The following is a 16092-nucleotide window of genomic DNA, read 5'->3' on the forward strand; positions in this document are numbered from 1 at the left end:
GTTCGACTTGTGGCGTGGTTGTCGAACGCTGGGTGACGCCCGGACCGGGAAACGCAAAAAACTCGCGCACGCCCTTCCACACTCGCCAAGGCAACTGACACCTTTATTCCCGGATCACATCCGAGGTCTCGCTCCGCCTTTTCGCCGAAATTTACTTGACACCTAAACTATCAAAACCTAAAGTAAAGCCGAGCACACACGTTGGGGAACCAGCATGCGCATTGTCTGTATCGGCGGCGGCCCGGCTGGGCTGTATTTCGGGTTGTTGATGAAGCACCGGCATCCGGCGCACGAGGTGGTCGTCGTCGAACGCAACCGGCCGTACGACACCTTCGGCTGGGGCGTCGTGTTCTCCGACCAGACGCTAGGCAATCTGCGCGCCGCCGACGCCAGGAGCGCCGACATGATCCTCGACGCGTTCAACCACTGGGACGACATCGAAATCAACTTTCGCGGCGCGAAAGTACGCTCGTCGGGACACGGCTTTTGCGGCATCGGCCGCAAGCGGCTGCTGAACATCCTGCAAGCGCGTTGCGAAGAACTCGGCGTGAAGCTGGTCTTCGAAACCCAGGTCACGAACGACGACGATTACGACGCCGATCTCATCATCGCCAGCGACGGCCTGAACAGCGCCATCCGCCAGAAATACGCCGCGACCTATCAACCCGACATCGACATGCGCGACTGCCGCTTCGTGTGGCTCGGCACGAACAAGCTCTTCGACGCCTTCACGTTCGCATTCGAAAAGACCGAATGGGGCTGGTTCCAGGCGCACGCGTACCGCTTCGACGACCAGACATCGACGTTCATCGTCGAAACACCCGAGCGCGTCTGGCGCGCGGCCGGACTCGACGAAATGAGCAAGGAAGACGGCATCGCATTCTGCGAGCGACTCTTTGCGAAGTACCTCGACGGCCATCCGCTGATGTCGAACGCGAGCCATCTGCGCGGCTCGTCGCAATGGATTCGCTTTCCGCGTGTGGTCAATCGCGAATGGGCGCACTGGAAAACGGGCGCCGACGGCAAACGCGTACCCGTCGTACTGATGGGCGACGCCGCGCACACCGCGCATTTCTCGATCGGCTCGGGCACCAAGCTCGCGCTCGAAGACGCGATCGAACTCGCGAACAGCATCGACGCACATCCGCACGATCTCGCCGCCGCACTCGCGCACTACACGGAAGTGCGCAGCGTGGACGTGCTGCGCATCCAGAACGCCGCGCGCAATTCGACGGAATGGTTCGAGCATGTCGACCGTTACACCGCTTTCGAGCCGGAGCAGTTCGCGTATTCGCTGCTGACGCGCTCGCAGCGCATTTCGCACGAGAACCTGCGCGAGCGCGATCCCGGCTACCTTTCGTCATTCGAAAACTGGCTCGCGGCTCGCGCGGGCATCGAACGCGCGCCCGAACAGCGCTCCGTCCCGCCCATGTTCACGCCGTTCAAACTACGCGGCGTGACGTTGAAGAACCGCATCGTCGTCTCGCCGATGGCGCAGTATTCGGCTGTCGACGGCGTCGCGGGCGACTATCACCTGATGCATCTCGGCGCACGCGCGATGGGCGGCGCGGCACTCGTGATGACCGAGATGACGTGCGTGTCGCCCGAAGCGCGCATCACGCCGGGATGCCCCGGCATGTACACGCCCGCGCATCTCGCCGCGTGGCGCCGCATTGTGCAGTTCGTGCACGCGCAATCCGATGCGAAGATCGGCATGCAGCTCGGCCACGCAGGCGCGAAGGCTTCGACGCGCGTCAGCTGGGAAGGCATCGATCAGCCCTTGCCCGACGACAACTGGCCTTTGGTGTCGGCATCGCCGCAGCAATACTTGCGCGGCGTGAGCCAATGGTCGCGCGAAGCGACCCATGCGGAACTGCGCGAGATCGAAACGCAATTCGTGCGCGCTACGGAAATGGCTGCGGAAGCCGGCTTCGACTGGCTCGAATTGCACTGCGCGCACGGCTATTTCCTGTCGAGTTTCCTCTCGCCGCTCACCAATCATCGCACTGACGAATACGGCGGCTCGCTCGCGAATCGCCTGCGCTACCCGCTTGAAGTGTTCGCTGCGATGCGTAAGGTCTGGCCGCAGGACAAGCCCATCTCAGTGCGAATTTCCGCGCACGACTGGGTCGACGGCGGCACGACGCCCGACGACGCCGTCGAGATCGCACGCGCGTTCAAGGCGGCGGGCGCGGACATGATCGACGTCTCGTCGGGTCAGGTCAGCAAGGAAGAAAAGCCGGTGTTCGGACGCATGTTCCAGACACCGTTCGCCGATCGCATCCGCAACGAGGCGGGCATCGCGACGATCGCGGTCGGGGCGATCTCCGAGGCGGATCACGTGAACAGCATCATCGCAGCAGGCCGCGCGGACTTGTGCGCGGTCGCGCGGCCGCATCTGGCGAATCCGTCGTGGACGCTGAACGAGGCGGCGAAGATCGGCTACTTCGACGTCAACTGGCCGAAGCAATACACGGCAGCCAAGTCGCAGCTCGAACGCAACTACGAACGCGAGCGGGCGCAAGCCGCCGAGAGTGCGCGGCTTTCACCGCTCGAACGCGCGCAACGCGCGGAGGGAACGGTTTGATGAACAACACCCTTGCAGGAAAGCACGCCGTCGTGACGGGCGGCGGCAGCGGCATCGGCGCAGCAACGGCGCAAGCGCTCGTTCGCGCAGGCGCTCGCGTCACGCTGATGGGACGCGACGCGCAACGTCTTGCCGCGCAGCGCGAAACCTTGGGCGCATATGGCGAGATCGCGGCCTGCGTCAGCGTCGACGTGTGCGACGAAAGCGCTGTAAACAAGGCATTTTCTGAAGCATCGTCGATTGCAGGTCCGGTCGATGTGCTCGTCAACAACGCCGGCCAGGCGCAAGCGTCACCCTTCGCGCACACCGATATGGCGCTGTGGCAACGCATGCTCGACGTCAACCTGACGGGCGTGTTTCTCTGCACGCGCGCCGTATTGCCGTCGATGCTCGAACGCGGCTACGGGCGCATCGTCAACGTCGCGAGCACGGCGGGACAGATCGGTTACGCGTACGTCGCCGCTTACTGCGCGGCCAAGCATGGAGTGATCGGCCTCACACGCTCGCTCGCGCTCGAAGTCGCGACGAAGGGCGTCACCGTCAACGCCGTATGTCCCGGCTACACGGAAACAGAATTGCTGCGCGCGTCGCTCGACCAGATCACCGCGAAGACTTCCCGCAGCGAGCAGGAAGCGCGCGACATTCTCGTGCGCAACAACCCGCAGCGCCGCTTCGTCGCGCCCGCCGAAGTCGCGAATGCCGTGCTGTGGCTGTGCATGCCCGGCTCCGAATCCATCACAGGTCAATCTGTTTCCGTTTCAGGCGGAGAAGTCACATGAGCAATATTGCAAAGAAGAAAACGTCCGACGCCGCCGAGAACAAACCGGCGCGCAAAGGCATTGCGAAACCCGCGGAGAACGTCGTGGACATGGAAATGAGCACGGGCGCGGACAGCCACATGGGTTTGCGTCTGTGGCTGCGCATGCTGACGACGACCAACCTGGTGCAAGCGGAATTGCGCAAACGTCTGCGCAACGAGTTCGACACGACGCTGCCGCGCTTCGATCTGATGGCGCAGCTGGAGCGTCATCCCGAAGGTCTGAAGATGACGGAACTGTCGCGCCGCCTGATGGTGACGGGCGGCAATATCACCGGCATCACGGATCAACTGGAAAAAGAAGGGCTCGTCGCGCGCGACACCGATCCGAACGACCGCCGTTCGATCAGCGTGCGTCTCACGCCTGAAGGCCGCGCGCTGTTCGACAAAATGGCCGTCGCACATGAGCAGTGGGTGGTCGAGATGTTCGGCGGCCTCGATCTCGATGAGAAATCGCACACGCATCAGAAGCTCGGCAAGCTCAAGCAGCATCTGCTGAACACGATCAAAAGCTGACGCGCGACATCCGCAAAAGAGGAGACAACGATGACCCGATCCGCTGCCGAAGCCCTGCTAGCCGGCAATCGCACGACGCTCGCCGCGTATGGGGCGAAGCACTTCGGCTGGTCCGTCAACGCGGGCGTCGCGACGATCACGCTGAATCGCCCCGAGCGCAAGAACCCGCTGACGTTCGAATCGTACGCGGAGTTGCGCGATCTGTTCCGGCAACTTGCTTATGCAACCGACGTGAAGGTCGTCGTCATGCACGGCGCAGGCGACAACTTCTGCTCGGGCGGCGACGTGCACGACATCATCGCGCCGCTGATCGATCTGCCGATGCCCGAACTGCTGCTCTTCACGCGCATGACAGGCGACCTCGTGAAAGCGATGCGGCATTGCCCGCAACCCATCATAGCGGCCGTCGACGGCGTCTGCGCAGGCGCCGGCGCGATTCTCGCGATGGCCTCCGACATGCGCCTCGCCACCGCGCGCAGCAAGCTCGCGTTTCTGTTCACGCGTGTGGGCCTTGCCGGTTGTGACATGGGCGCGTGTTCGATCCTGCCGCGCATTATCGGCCAGGGGCGCGCGGCCGAACTGCTGTACACGGGGCGCTCGGCAAGCGGCGAGGAAGCTTACGCGTGGGGCTTCTACAACCGCCTGTGCGCACCGGAAGCGCTGCTCGACGAAGCATCGAAGCTCGCCGCCGATCTCGCCGCCGGCCCGACGTTCGCGCACGGCGTCACCAAGAAGATGCTGCACCAGGAATGGAGCATGAGCATCGACGAAGCGATCGAATCGGAAGCGCAGGCGCAGGCCATCTGCATGACGACGCGCGATTTCGAGCGCGCGTATCGCGCGTTTGCGGCGAAATCGCGTCCCGTGTTCGAAGGAGACTGACTGTGAAGCCCAACGATCCTCACAGCGCGTTGGCCTGGCCGTTCTTCGAGGCGCGTCATCGCAAACTGGCCGAAGCAATGGAAACATGGGCCGTGCAGCATCTCGCGCATGTGCCGCATGACGACGCCGACACGACCTGCCGCCAGCTCGTGCGCGCATTGGGCGAAGCGGGCTGGTTGAAGTATGGCGTCGGCGGTACGCAATACGGCGGGCATGGCGACACGATCGACACACGCGCCGTGTGTCTGCTGCGCGAGACACTTGCGAAACACGACGGCCTCGCGGACTTCGCGCTCGCCATGCAAGGGCTCGGTTCGGGCGCGATCACGCTGGCGGGCACGCATGAACAGAAATCGCGCTATTTGCCGCGCGTCGCAAAAGGCGAAGCCATCGCCGCGTTCGCGCTGTCAGAACCACACGCGGGTTCCGATGTTGCGGCAATGGCCTTGCAGGCGCGTGCACAAGGCGACAGCTATGTGCTCGACGGCGACAAGACATGGATCTCGAACGGAGGTATCGCCGACTTCTACGTCGTGTTTGCAAGAACAGGCGAAGCACCGGGGGCCCGCGGCATCAGTGCATTCATCGTCGATGCCGACACGCCCGGTTTGGAGATCGCCGAACGCATCGACGTGATCGCACCGCATCCGCTCGCGCGTCTGCATTTCGCCAATGCACGCGTGCCGCGCAGCCAGATGCTCGGCGCGCCTGGCGAAGGCTTCAAGATCGCGATGCGCACGCTCGATATCTTCCGCACGTCGGTTGCGGCGGCGTCATTGGGCTTTGCGCGGCGCGCCTTGCAGGAAGGCCTGGAACGCGCCGCGTCGCGCAAGATGTTCGGCCAGACGCTCGGCGATTTTCAGTTGACGCAGGCCAGGCTAGCGCAGATGGCGTTGACGATCGACAGTAGCGCGTTGCTCGTCTATCGCGCCGCGTGGCTACGCGACCAGGGCGAAAGCATCACGCGCGAAGCCGCGATGGCGAAGTGGCACGCGAGCGAAGGCGCGCAGCAGGTCATCGACGCCGCCGTGCAACTGTGGGGCGGCATGGGCGTGCAAAGCGGCACGACAGTCGAACGGCTGTACCGCGAGATTCGCTCGCTGCGCATCTACGAAGGCGCGACGGAAGTGCAGCAACTGATCGTCGGACGCGATCTGCTCAAGGCGCACGCGGCTGCGCAGCAGGAACGCGAATCATGAGCGCAACGTTCGACATGCCGATGCGCATCCGCTTCGCACATTGCGATCCGGCCGGCATCGTCTACTTTCCGCAGTATCTGGTGATGACGAACATGCTCGTCGAAGAGTGGTTCAACGAGCGTCTTGCCATCGACTACGCGCACATGATCCAGACGCGCCGCGTCGGGCTGCCTATCGTGAAGCTCGATTGCGAGTTTTCGAGGCCAAGCCGCATGGGCGAAACGATCACGCTTGCGCTGGACGTCACGCGCATCGGACGCCGTTCGATCGGCGTCGCGATCGTCGCGCGTTGCGCGGATGAAGTGCGCTTTCGCTCGGCGCAAGTGCTGGTGACGACATCGCTGGAAAGCGGCCAGTCGATCGACATTCCCGACGACATCGCCGCCGCGCTCGCGGCATTCGCGCCGCACGCCGTTCAATCCGAGGAGCAACGCTCATGAAAAAACGATCGCTTCTGCCTGCAGGCTGGGTCAAGCCGAAGGGCTATGCCAATGGTGTGGCGGCGAGCGGCACGCAGGTGTACATCGCCGGACAGATCGGCTGGAACGAAGAAGCGCGCATGACGAGCGAGCGCTTCGCCGAACAGGCAATCCAGGCGCTGCGCAACGTGCTCGCCGTGCTGCGCGAAGCAGGCGGACAACCCGGGCACCTCGTGCGCATGACGTGGTACGTCACCGACAAGCGCGAGTACCTCGCGTCGCTCAAGGAGATCGGCCAGGCGTTTCGCGAGTTGATCGGCGACTACGACATCGCGATGAGCGCCGTTCAGGTCGTCGCGTTGATCGAGGACGACGCCAAAGTGGAAATCGAAGCAACAGCCGTGATTACCGACTAGGCCGCGTTCGAGTCGCACAGTCCAAACCATTTCGCACATCACGCACGTATGGCAGGGGAGTTTCATGATGGAACCGTCAGCTCACGTCGATACTTTCGCGCGCGATCACTTGCCGCCGCAGGATCAATGGCCTGTGTTCCTGCTCGACAATCCGGACGTCGCTTATCCGGCGCGTTTCAACTGCGCGACTGAACTGCTCGATCGCGCCGTCGAAAACGGGCATCGCGACCGACCTGCGATCTGGTCCGACATCGACGGCAAGCCGCATGCGACCACTTACGGCGAACTGCTCGCAATGGTCAACCGCAGCGCACACGTGCTGATCGACGAGATGGGCTTGCGGCCGGGCAACCGCGTGCTGCTGCGCGGGCCGAACACGTTGCAGATGGCCGTCGCGTTTCTCGCGGCGTTGAAGGCGGGTCTCATCGTCGTGCCGACCATGCCGTTGCTGCGCGCAAAAGAACTCAAGCAGATCATCGACAAGGCGCAAATCAGCGCGGCGCTGTGCGACACACGTCTGACGGAAGAACTCGCGCGCTGCACGACGCAAGGCGACGAGTACTTTTGTGAAGGCCTGAAAGACACGCTGATCTTTCACGACGACGACGCAGCGGGTTCGCTCGAAACACTGGCGGCATCGAAGCCAGCCGAATTCAAGGCCTGCGACACAGCCGCCGACGACGTCTGTCTGATCGCCTTCACGAGCGGCACGACGGGCGCACCGAAGGGCTGCATGCACTTCCATCGCGACGTGCTGGCGATGTGCGATCTGTTCCCGCGCTACATCCTGAAGCCTACCGCCGACGACATCTTCTGCGGCACGCCGCCGCTTGCGTTCACGTTCGGCCTGGGCGGGCTGCTGTGTTTCCCGTTGCGCGCTGGCGCATCGACGGTGCTGATCGAAAAGCAGACGCCCGAAACGCTGCTGCAAAACGTCGAGCGCTTTCATGCAACCGTGATGTTCACCGCACCGACTTTCTATCGGCAGATGGCGCCGTTGATTCCGCGCTTCGACATGGCGTCGCTGAAAAAGACCGTGTCCGCAGGCGAAGCGCTGCCCGACTCGACGCGCGAACTGTGGCGCGAAGCGAGCGGAATCGAGATGATCGACGGTATCGGCGGCACTGAGCTGATTCATATCTTCATTTCGTCGGCGGGACACGATGTGCGCCCGCACGCAATCGGCAAGGCCGTGCCTGGCTACATCGTGCAAGCCGTCGACGACGACATGCGGCCCGTGCCCACCGGCACGCTCGGCAAGCTCGCCGTGCGCGGGCCGACCGGTTGCCGCTATCTCGCCGACGACCGTCAGTTGAAGTTCGTGCGTGACGGCTGGAACATGCCCGGCGACTCCGTCTATCTCGACGCCGACGGCTACGTGTTCTATCAGGCGCGCGCCGACGACATGATCGTCTCGGCGGGTTACAACATCTCCGGCCCGGAAGTGGAAAGCGTGCTGATGCAGCACCGGGCCGTCGCCGAATGCGGCGTGATCGGCGTACCGGACGAGACGCGCGGACAGATCGTGAAGGCGTTCGTCGTGCTCAATGCGGGCTATCGCGGCGATGAGAAACTGGTCGCGGAGTTGCAGGAATTCGTGAAGAATACCGTTGCGCCGTACAAGTATCCGCGCGTCGTCGCCTTCACCGACGCGCTGCCCCGCACGGAAACCGGCAAGCTCAAGCGGTTCGCTTTGCGTGCGATGTAGCGCTTCACGCTTCATTCGATAACGGCGACCTGTGACGCGCGCAGTCCCCGTCGTCCCACAATCGAGGAGCATTTGATGGCCGGTTCCTTTATCGAAGTCGCCGCTCGCGATGGCGGCCGTTTCAACGCGTACATGGCGCGCCCCGCGCAGGGGTCCGGTCCGGGCCTCGTATTGCTGCAAGAGATCTTCGGCATCAACGACTATCTGAAGCAAACGGCCGACCGCTATGCCGAAGAAGGCTACGTCGTGCTCGTGCCCGATCTGTTCTGGCGCATGCAGCCGAATGTCGTGCTCGGCTACGACGGCGACGACATGAAGCGCGCGCTCGACTTCCACGCGAAGTTCGATGTCGATCTCGCCGTGCAGGACATCGCTGCAACGCTCGATGCATTGCGCGCGCTGCCCGAGCAACAGGGCAAGATCGGCACGATCGGCTATTGCCTGGGCGGCAAGCTCGCGCTGCTCGCGGCGGCGCGCACGGACGTCGATTGCGCCGTGAGCTATTACGGCGTCGGGCTCGAAGCGTATCTGGACGAAGTGAAGAACATTCGTTGCCCGATGGTGTTTCACTTCCCCGAGAACGACGCGTACTGCCCGCCGCCCGTGCGCGAGCAGATCATGGCCACGCTTCGCGCGCATCCCAACATCGAGCAGTATGTGTATCCCGGCTGCGATCATGCGTTCGCCGCGCCCGCGCGCCCGCAATACGACAAGCCCGCCGCGATGATGGCGTACTCGCGCACGCTCGCGCTGCTGCGCAAGGTGCTCGGCCCGATCTACGATCTGAATACGCTGTGGGAACAGCACTGCTATTTCGAGTTCGCGACGCGGGACGTCGAAGCCGTGATGCCGACCATGATCGCGCAACCGTATGTCAATCACGTGCCGACCATGACGGGCGGCGTCGGTTATGACAATCTCAAGCGCTTCTATACGAATCACTTCGTCAACTCGAATCCACCCGACACGAAGCTGATTCCGATTTCGCGGACCATCGGTTCCGATCGTATCGTCGATGAATTCATCTTTGCTTGCACGCATAGTTGCGAGATCGACTGGCTGCTGCCGGGCGTCGCGCCGACGGGCAAGTACTTCGAGGTGCCGATGCTCGCTGTCGTCTGCTTTCGCGGCGACAAGCTGTATAACGAGCACATCTATTGGGATCAGGCTTCCGTGCTCGTGCAGGTCGGCTTGCTCGATCCCAAGGGCTTGCCTGTTGCGGGTATCGAGAGCGCGCGCAAACTGCTCGATGAAAAGCTGCCGTCCAATCAGCTGATGGGCGACAAGTGGTCGGCGTGATGGTTGCTCGCGCAACGTAGAGCGTCGTGATGTCGTGATGAATAGAGGCCGCCCTCTCGTGCGGCCTCGTATGATGTTTGCTCCGCCGATACCCGGCCCCTCCGCGCGACTCGCCGCCACTCATGCTGACCGTCCACCACCTGAACAACTCCCGTTCGCAGCGCGTGCTGTGGCTGCTTGAAGAACTCGACGTGCCATACGAGATCAAGCGTTACCAGCGCGACCCGAAGACGATGCTCGCGCCGCCTGAACTGCGCGCCGTTCATCCCCTCGGCAAGTCGCCCGTTGTCACCGACGATGGTCAGACCCTCGCCGAATCCGCCGCGATCCTCGAGTATCTGCTCGAGCGTTATGGTCAGGGCCGCTTCGAACCGGCTGCCGGCACGCCCGAACGCCAGCAGTTCAGATACTGGATGCACTATGCGGAAGGCTCGGCAATGCCGCCGCTGTTGCTCAAGCTGGTGGCGCTGCGCATCGGCAGCGCGCCGATGCCGTTCTTCGCGAAGCCGATTGCGAAGAAAATTTCATCGACATTGCAATCCACGTTTGTCGATCCGCAAATCGCGCTGCATTTGAGTTTTATCGAAGATTCGTTGCGCAAAACCGGCTGGTTCGCCGGCAACGAATTCACAGCCGCGGATATCCAGATGAGCTTCCCGCTCGAAGCCGCCACGGCACGCGGCAACCGCGATGCGAAATATCCGTCTGTCGCCCGCTTTCTCGACACGATCCATGCCCGGCCCGCGTATCAGCGCGCGCTCGAACGCGGCGGCAAGTACGATTTATTGAGCTGATCCGTGTCGATTTCGACCGCCTTCGATCGTCGTCTAGAGAAGAGCGGTGCGCGCAAGGTTTTTGGTTGCGGTCTGGCGCGAACGCTGACTAGACTGAACGCGCATCGACAGCCATGGAGGACGCGCACGCATGACGCATAACATCGAAGGCAATAAACGCTGGCTCGCACTGATCGTGCTCTGCATGGGCGTGCTGATGATCGTGCTCGACACGACGATCGTCAACGTCGCCCTGCCGTCGATCGCGGCCGATCTGGGCTTCTCCGAAACCGCGCTCGTTTGGGTCGTCAATGCGTACATGCTGACCTTTGGCGGCTTTCTGCTGCTAGGAGGCAGGCTCGGCGATCTGTACGGACACCGCAAGCTGTTCCTCGCTGGCATTACGCTGTTCACGCTGGCGTCGCTCGCATGCGGACTCGCGAATTCGCAGGTCATGCTGGTTTGCGCCCGCGCCATTCAAGGTCTGGGCGGCGCGGTCGTGTCTGCCGTCTCGCTGTCGCTGATCATGAATCTGTTCACCGAAGAGGGCGAGCGGGCCAAGGCGATGGGCGTCTACGGCTTTGTGTGCGCGGGCGGCGGCAGCATCGGTGTGCTGCTCGGCGGATTGCTGACCAATCTGCTGAGCTGGCACTGGATCTTCCTCGTCAATCTGCCCATCGGCATCGCCGTGTATGGGGCGTGTATCGCACTGATGCCCGCAGGCCGCGGGCACGCGCACGGGGAACGGCTCGACGTGGCGGGCGCGACAACGGTGACTGCGTCACTGATGCTGGCTGTCTACGCAATCGTCAACGGCAACGAGGCGGGCTGGCTATCCGCGCAAACCGTCGGCCTGATCGTCGTCGCGCTGGCGCTGCTCGGCGCGTTTCTCATCATCGAGGCACGCGTCGCGCATCCGTTGATGCCGCTCAAGCTCTTTACGTTGCGCAACGTCGCGACGGCCAACGTGGTCGGCGTGCTGTGGGCGGCGGCGATGTTCGCGTGGTTCTTCATCTCCGCGCTGTATCTTCAGCGCGTGCTCGGCTACACGCCGTTGCAAGTCGGCCTCGCGTTCCTGCCCGCGAACCTCATCATGGGCTTCTTCTCGCTCGGCCTGTCGGCGCGCATGGTGATGCGCTTCGGCATCCGGCGGCCGCTCGCCGTTGGCCTGTTTCTCGCGGCGCTCGGCTTGCTGCTGTTTGCGCGCGCGCCCGTCGACGGACACTTCGTCGTCGATGTGCTGCCCGGCATGGTGTTGCTCGGCATCGGCGCGGGCGTCGCCTTCAATCCGATGCTGCTGGCCGCAATGAGCGACGTCGATCCTGCGGATTCCGGGCTCGCGTCGGGCATCGTCAACACGTCGTTCATGATGGGCGGCGCATTGGGGCTCGCTGTGTTGGCAAGTCTCGCGGCCGCGCAATCGGCGGGCAGCGGCGCGCAGCAGGCCGACACGCCCGCCGCGCTCGCGAGCGGCTATCACGTTGCGTTTCTCGTCGGCGCGATTTTCGCGGCCATGGCCGCGACGATTGGCGGCGCGTTGCTGCGGCCCGGCTTACCCTCCGCCGCACAAGGGCAGCGCGACGACGACACGTTGAAGCAGCAAATGGAGCAATCGCCATGAGCGAGGCCACGGATGTTCCCGATCTGGTTCGCCGCGCCTTCGCGGCGTATCAGCACAAGGACCGCGCGGCGATCGAAGCGATCCTCGCCGCCGATTTTCATTTCACCAGTCCGCGCGACGACCATATCGACCGCCGCGAATACTTCGAGCACTGCTGGCCGTTCAACGAACAGGTCGAGTTCTTTCAGATCGAGAAGCTGTTCAGCGAAGGCGACGAAGCATTCGTGCGTTACGCGTGCAAGCCGGTGAATCGCGAGGCGTTTCGCAATACCGAGTTCTTCCGGGTCGAGAACGGGAAGATCGTCGAAGTACAGGTTTATTTCGGCTCGCCTGCGAAAGACATATCGGCGGATTGACGGGCCGCCGCATCCGCAACACCGCAAGCACGATCAAATGAGCCATCCGTCCAGCCGATATGCTGGGTTCATGCCGAAACGAGAGTCCGTATGAACCTGATCGGAAACCCTGCGGGAAAGGCGTTGTGGTTTATCGAAAGCCATTTCCACGAGGAACTGTCGCTCGACGATATCGCCAGCTGCGGTTGCGTCTCGCGCTTTCATCTGTCGCGCGCGTTCGAAGCGGCAACCGGCCACGCGGTGATGCGCTACGTGCGCGCGCGCCGCCTGACGGAAGCGGCGCGGCAGCTGGCCCGCGGCGCGCCCGATATCCTCGCCGTCGCAGTCGATGCGGGTTACAGCTCTCACGAGGCATTCACGCGTGCGTTTCGCGAGCAGTTCGGGCTCACGCCCGAAGCGTTGCGCGCGCAAGCTCATCTCGACAACCTTGCACTCGTGGAGCCGATCAAAATGGATGAATCACTTCTTGCCCATCTGGAGCCGCCGCGTTTCGTGGACGGCAAAGCGTTGCTCGTCGCGGGATCGAGCGAGCGCTACCACTGTGAGAGCAGTTCGGGCATTCCCGCGCAATGGCAGCGCTTTAACGCGATCTTTGGCAAGGTGCCCGGACAGGTCGGCCGCGTCGCGTACGGCGTCTGCTACAACGCGGACGACTCCGGCAACTTCGACTACCTGTGCGGCGCCGAAGTGGCGGACTTCTCGGGCTTGCCCGACGAACTCAGCCGCGTGCGCATCGGTGCGCAGCGCTATGCGGTGTTCACGCACAGCGAGCACATTTCGACGATACGCCGCACGTGGAACACGATCTGGAACAAATGGCTGCCGGAATCCGGGCACGCACCCGCCGATGCGCCGAACTTCGAGCGCTACAGCGAGCAGTTCAATCCCGTGACGGGCATGGGCGGCGTCGAAATCTGGCTGCCGCTGAGGAACTGAAGCGCGAATCAGCGCGTACCGCTGACGGGCGCGGCTTCGACTTCAAAGGTGTCGCCCGTTTCGAAGAAGGTGCCGCCCGCGACGTAATGGCAGGTGCGCATGTCGTGGTCGTCGCCGAAGTGCCAGCGGTTGTCCGAATAGACGCGGGTGTCCGCGTAGCACGCGACCACTTCGGCGAGGATCAGATCGTGCCGCTGGGCGTCGTCGGGAATCACCTTGCATTCGAACCACGCCACGCAGCCTTCCAGCATCGGCACATCGATCTTTTCGGCGGGAAACGTCGCGAGCTGGAGCGCCGCGAACTTGTCGATTTCGACGCCGGCGTTCGAGCCGACCGCCAGCGTATGGCGCGCGAAGCCGCGCGTGGGCAGTTGCAGGCCGAACACGCCGCTCGCTTCGACCAGTTGCCGCGTCAATGTCTTCGCATCGATCACCACGACCACTTTGGGCGGCGTGAAATCCAGCGGCATCGCCCACGAAGCCGCCATCACGTTCGAGCGACCGGCGTGCGCGCTCGTGATCAGGGTCACGGGGCCATGGTTCAGAAGACGCGTCGCGCGCGTCAGATCGACGGGTTGCCGGAATGATTGCATGAGAGGCCTTCGCGATATGGATCGCTGCATTCTAGCGAAGCCGGGCAAAACACGAAGGTTGCGCGCCGCAGCGGCAAAGGGCCCCGCAAACCGCCAGGAAACCGGATAAAAAACGGCGGCGCCAATGCGCCGCCCGCAGATCCACCTGGATGCAAATTCAATGTGTAGTCGGTGGCTTGCCGTGCGTGACGTCGAGCGGCTTGTGCGCTTCGCCATTCGCGCCGGGGAAGAAGGCGTTCCATGCGGCGCGCACGCCCTCGGCTGCCGTCGCTTCCGCGTCGATGGTTTCCGGTTCGTCCACGCGGGCGGGATCTTCGCTCAGTCCTCGCCAGGCGGTGAACACGAGAAGCGGCTTTTCGGTCCATCCGCCTTCGATGAATTTAGCGAATGCCGTGTCGCCGCTCACCAGCTGGACCTCGTACCACCCGTCTCGCACAGGCGCATAGTCGTCCAGCGGGAACCATGCGGTCGCTTCGATTTCCATAGTGCCGTCTCCAGTCGTGGAAGTGACTCATAGGGAGGCATTGTTTATGCCTTACGGGTGACGCGCCCGCTCGCGGCGCCGGGTACTGGCGCGGTCCGGGACTTGCAGGGCGAAAGACCCCGGAAAAAATCACGCACTTTTGACACGACGCACCACCAGATTTACACATCTGGCATGTCGCCGTAAAGCCCGCAATATAATCGGATTTTTCGAACGTAAGGTCGAGAACGTTCGAACCCGAAGTTCACGCTTTCGCGTTCAGCTTGAACGCGCCGCGATCGAAGGCTTCGCAGTATGCCTTCCAGTCGCTGACCACCTGCGCTTCGCACTGCGTCGCGAGGTCGATCAGCGACAGTTGCCATTTGCTGTCTTCGCCGAACGCGATCAGGTCGTCGGCGATTGCGGAAGTCTGCCTGCCGCTGCTGCGGAAGTGCGCCCACGCGACCAGTTCGGCCATGTTGCGCACGACCGACTCCAGCCGTGGCAGCTTGCCGTTCCAGTTATCGAGCGCGACGCGATCCTCCGATGGCTGGAGGCCGCGCAGCACGAACGGCCGCCGTTCGAACTCGACGGCATGCAAAAAGGCCTGCGACACCACCTGATTGCGCCGCTGAATCTCGACGACCCGCTCGGACTCGCTGCCCCATTTCGGCTGTGGTGTGTGAACGTTCGGCGCGGTGGCCGACGGCAACGCCAGCTTCATGTCGAGCAGGTAATTGCCGTCGGGCGAGCCCTTGCCTTCGACGAGAATCACATAGCGTTCGACGCCCAGACTGCCCGTACCCGCAATGCGGCGCGCTACGTCGATGATCTCGTAGAACTGCGGATTCGGCTCGCGTTTCGCGAAATCGTTCATGAACGCGACGACCCTGGCGCGTGCTTCGCCCGTGACAGACAGCGCCTTTTTGCCATCGACGCGCAGCGTGCGCTTTTTCCCTTTCAGCTCGGTGCGCCGGTTCAGGTGATCGGCGCGCGAGCGCTGGTGCAAAGCCGCAAACAGTTCGCCGACCATGCCCTCGGCCGTCTCCTCTTCGATCCAGCGCGCCTTGCCGAAACGCAGCGCGGCGGCGTAAGCGTCGGTAGCGGTATGGCAGAGCGCGAGCGCCTCGGCGCGGCTCAGCTTCAGGTCGTCGGCCGCCACCAGCACGCTCGACAGCAAACGGATCATTTCGTACAGGCACGGCGCGAGACACGCCTCGTCAAAATCGTTGATGTCGAAATAGATGAGCCGGTTGTCACCCTTGTAGCTGCCGAAATTCTCCAGATGCATGTCGCCGCAGATCCACGCGCGCGGCGACCCGTCCAGCACCGTGCCTTTGGACAGACGCTTGTAGAACAGATGACAGGTTCCGCGCAGAAACACGAATGGCGACGTGCGCATGCGTGCGTATTTCATCGCGAGGCGGTCGGGGTCACGGCCCGCATTGAACCGGGCGATTTCATCGGCAACGTCGAGCATGCGGACCTCTCACGAATGGGGAATGAT

Annotated in this window: 16 protein-coding genes; 13 read left to right on the plus strand and 3 right to left on the minus strand. The window is 63.1% G+C overall.

The genetic code is table 11. The features are described from left to right. Window positions 1-214: 214 nt before the first annotated feature. The 13 genes from KFO72_RS14030 (at window position 215) to KFO72_RS14090 (ending at window position 13529) form a co-directional block, all read left to right on the plus strand. Entirely contained in the window at window positions 215-2587 is a 2373-nt protein-coding gene (locus KFO72_RS14030; RefSeq protein WP_060604384.1) for a bifunctional salicylyl-CoA 5-hydroxylase/oxidoreductase, read from the plus strand. Then, complete coding sequence (locus KFO72_RS14035) at window positions 2587-3366, plus strand: SDR family NAD(P)-dependent oxidoreductase (RefSeq protein WP_060606992.1); 780 nt, start codon at window positions 2587-2589, stop codon at window positions 3364-3366. The genes KFO72_RS14030 and KFO72_RS14035 overlap by 1 nt, the downstream gene beginning before the upstream one ends. Continuing rightward, complete coding sequence (locus tag KFO72_RS14040) at window positions 3363-3920, plus strand: MarR family winged helix-turn-helix transcriptional regulator (protein WP_060604385.1); 558 nt, start codon at window positions 3363-3365, stop codon at window positions 3918-3920. The genes KFO72_RS14035 and KFO72_RS14040 overlap by 4 nt, the downstream gene beginning before the upstream one ends. Before the next feature lie 30 nt (window positions 3921-3950). Beyond that, on the plus strand, window positions 3951-4802 hold the full coding sequence (locus KFO72_RS14045) for an enoyl-CoA hydratase family protein (RefSeq protein WP_062916030.1): 852 nt from the start codon (window positions 3951-3953) through the stop codon (window positions 4800-4802). Between the two features lie 2 nt (window positions 4803-4804). Continuing rightward, window positions 4805-6001, plus strand: coding sequence for an acyl-CoA dehydrogenase family protein (locus tag KFO72_RS14050; protein WP_225032385.1), 1197 nt, complete (start codon window positions 4805-4807; stop codon window positions 5999-6001). After that, window positions 5998-6441: an acyl-CoA thioesterase gene (locus KFO72_RS14055; protein ID WP_060604390.1), complete on the plus strand. Its 444-nt coding sequence runs from the start codon at window positions 5998-6000 to the stop codon at window positions 6439-6441. Before KFO72_RS14050 ends, KFO72_RS14055 begins: the two co-directional genes overlap by 4 nt. Then, window positions 6438-6836, plus strand: coding sequence for a RidA family protein (locus tag KFO72_RS14060; protein ID WP_054933095.1), 399 nt, complete (start codon window positions 6438-6440; stop codon window positions 6834-6836). Before KFO72_RS14055 ends, KFO72_RS14060 begins: the two co-directional genes overlap by 4 nt. A 67-nt stretch (window positions 6837-6903) precedes the next feature. Continuing rightward, the gene (locus tag KFO72_RS14065; protein WP_225032402.1) at window positions 6904-8544 is read left to right on the plus strand and encodes an AMP-binding protein; all 1641 of its coding nucleotides are present in this window, start codon (window positions 6904-6906) and stop codon (window positions 8542-8544) included. 75 nt (window positions 8545-8619) lie between these two features. Then, window positions 8620-9843, plus strand: coding sequence for a dienelactone hydrolase family protein (locus KFO72_RS14070; RefSeq protein ID WP_225032386.1), 1224 nt, complete (start codon window positions 8620-8622; stop codon window positions 9841-9843). A gap of 122 nt (window positions 9844-9965) precedes the next feature. Next, window positions 9966-10637, plus strand: coding sequence for a glutathione S-transferase (locus KFO72_RS14075; RefSeq protein WP_225032387.1), 672 nt, complete (start codon window positions 9966-9968; stop codon window positions 10635-10637). A 130-nt stretch (window positions 10638-10767) separates the two neighbouring features. Further along, on the plus strand, window positions 10768-12237 hold the full coding sequence (locus KFO72_RS14080; protein ID WP_225032388.1) for a DHA2 family efflux MFS transporter permease subunit: 1470 nt from the start codon (window positions 10768-10770) through the stop codon (window positions 12235-12237). Next, entirely contained in the window at window positions 12234-12593 is a 360-nt protein-coding gene (locus KFO72_RS14085; protein WP_225032389.1) for a nuclear transport factor 2 family protein, read from the plus strand. The genes KFO72_RS14080 and KFO72_RS14085 overlap by 4 nt, the downstream gene beginning before the upstream one ends. Before the next feature lie 90 nt (window positions 12594-12683). Further along, on the plus strand, window positions 12684-13529 hold the full coding sequence (locus KFO72_RS14090) for an AraC family transcriptional regulator (protein WP_225032390.1): 846 nt from the start codon (window positions 12684-12686) through the stop codon (window positions 13527-13529). Between the two features lie 8 nt (window positions 13530-13537). Here the strand turns inward: KFO72_RS14090 and KFO72_RS14095 are convergent, their stop codons facing one another. From KFO72_RS14095 to KFO72_RS14105, 3 genes are all read right to left on the minus strand, one after another. After that, the gene (locus KFO72_RS14095) at window positions 13538-14122 is read right to left on the minus strand and encodes a flavin reductase family protein (protein ID WP_054933102.1); all 585 of its coding nucleotides are present in this window, start codon (window positions 14120-14122) and stop codon (window positions 13538-13540) included. 157 nt (window positions 14123-14279) lie between these two features. Continuing rightward, window positions 14280-14606 carry a hypothetical protein gene (locus KFO72_RS14100; protein WP_035999537.1) on the minus strand — a complete coding sequence of 109 codons (327 nt, stop codon included), beginning with the start codon at window positions 14604-14606 and terminating at the stop codon, window positions 14280-14282. Between the two features lie 244 nt (window positions 14607-14850). After that, window positions 14851-16065 carry a DUF2252 domain-containing protein gene (locus KFO72_RS14105; RefSeq protein WP_054933103.1) on the minus strand — a complete coding sequence of 405 codons (1215 nt, stop codon included), beginning with the start codon at window positions 16063-16065 and terminating at the stop codon, window positions 14851-14853. Between the last annotated feature and the right edge of the window lie 27 nt (window positions 16066-16092).

Source organism: Paraburkholderia sp. XV, from assembly GCF_020177535.1.
Classification (GTDB): Bacteria; Pseudomonadota; Gammaproteobacteria; order Burkholderiales; family Burkholderiaceae; genus Paraburkholderia; species Paraburkholderia caribensis.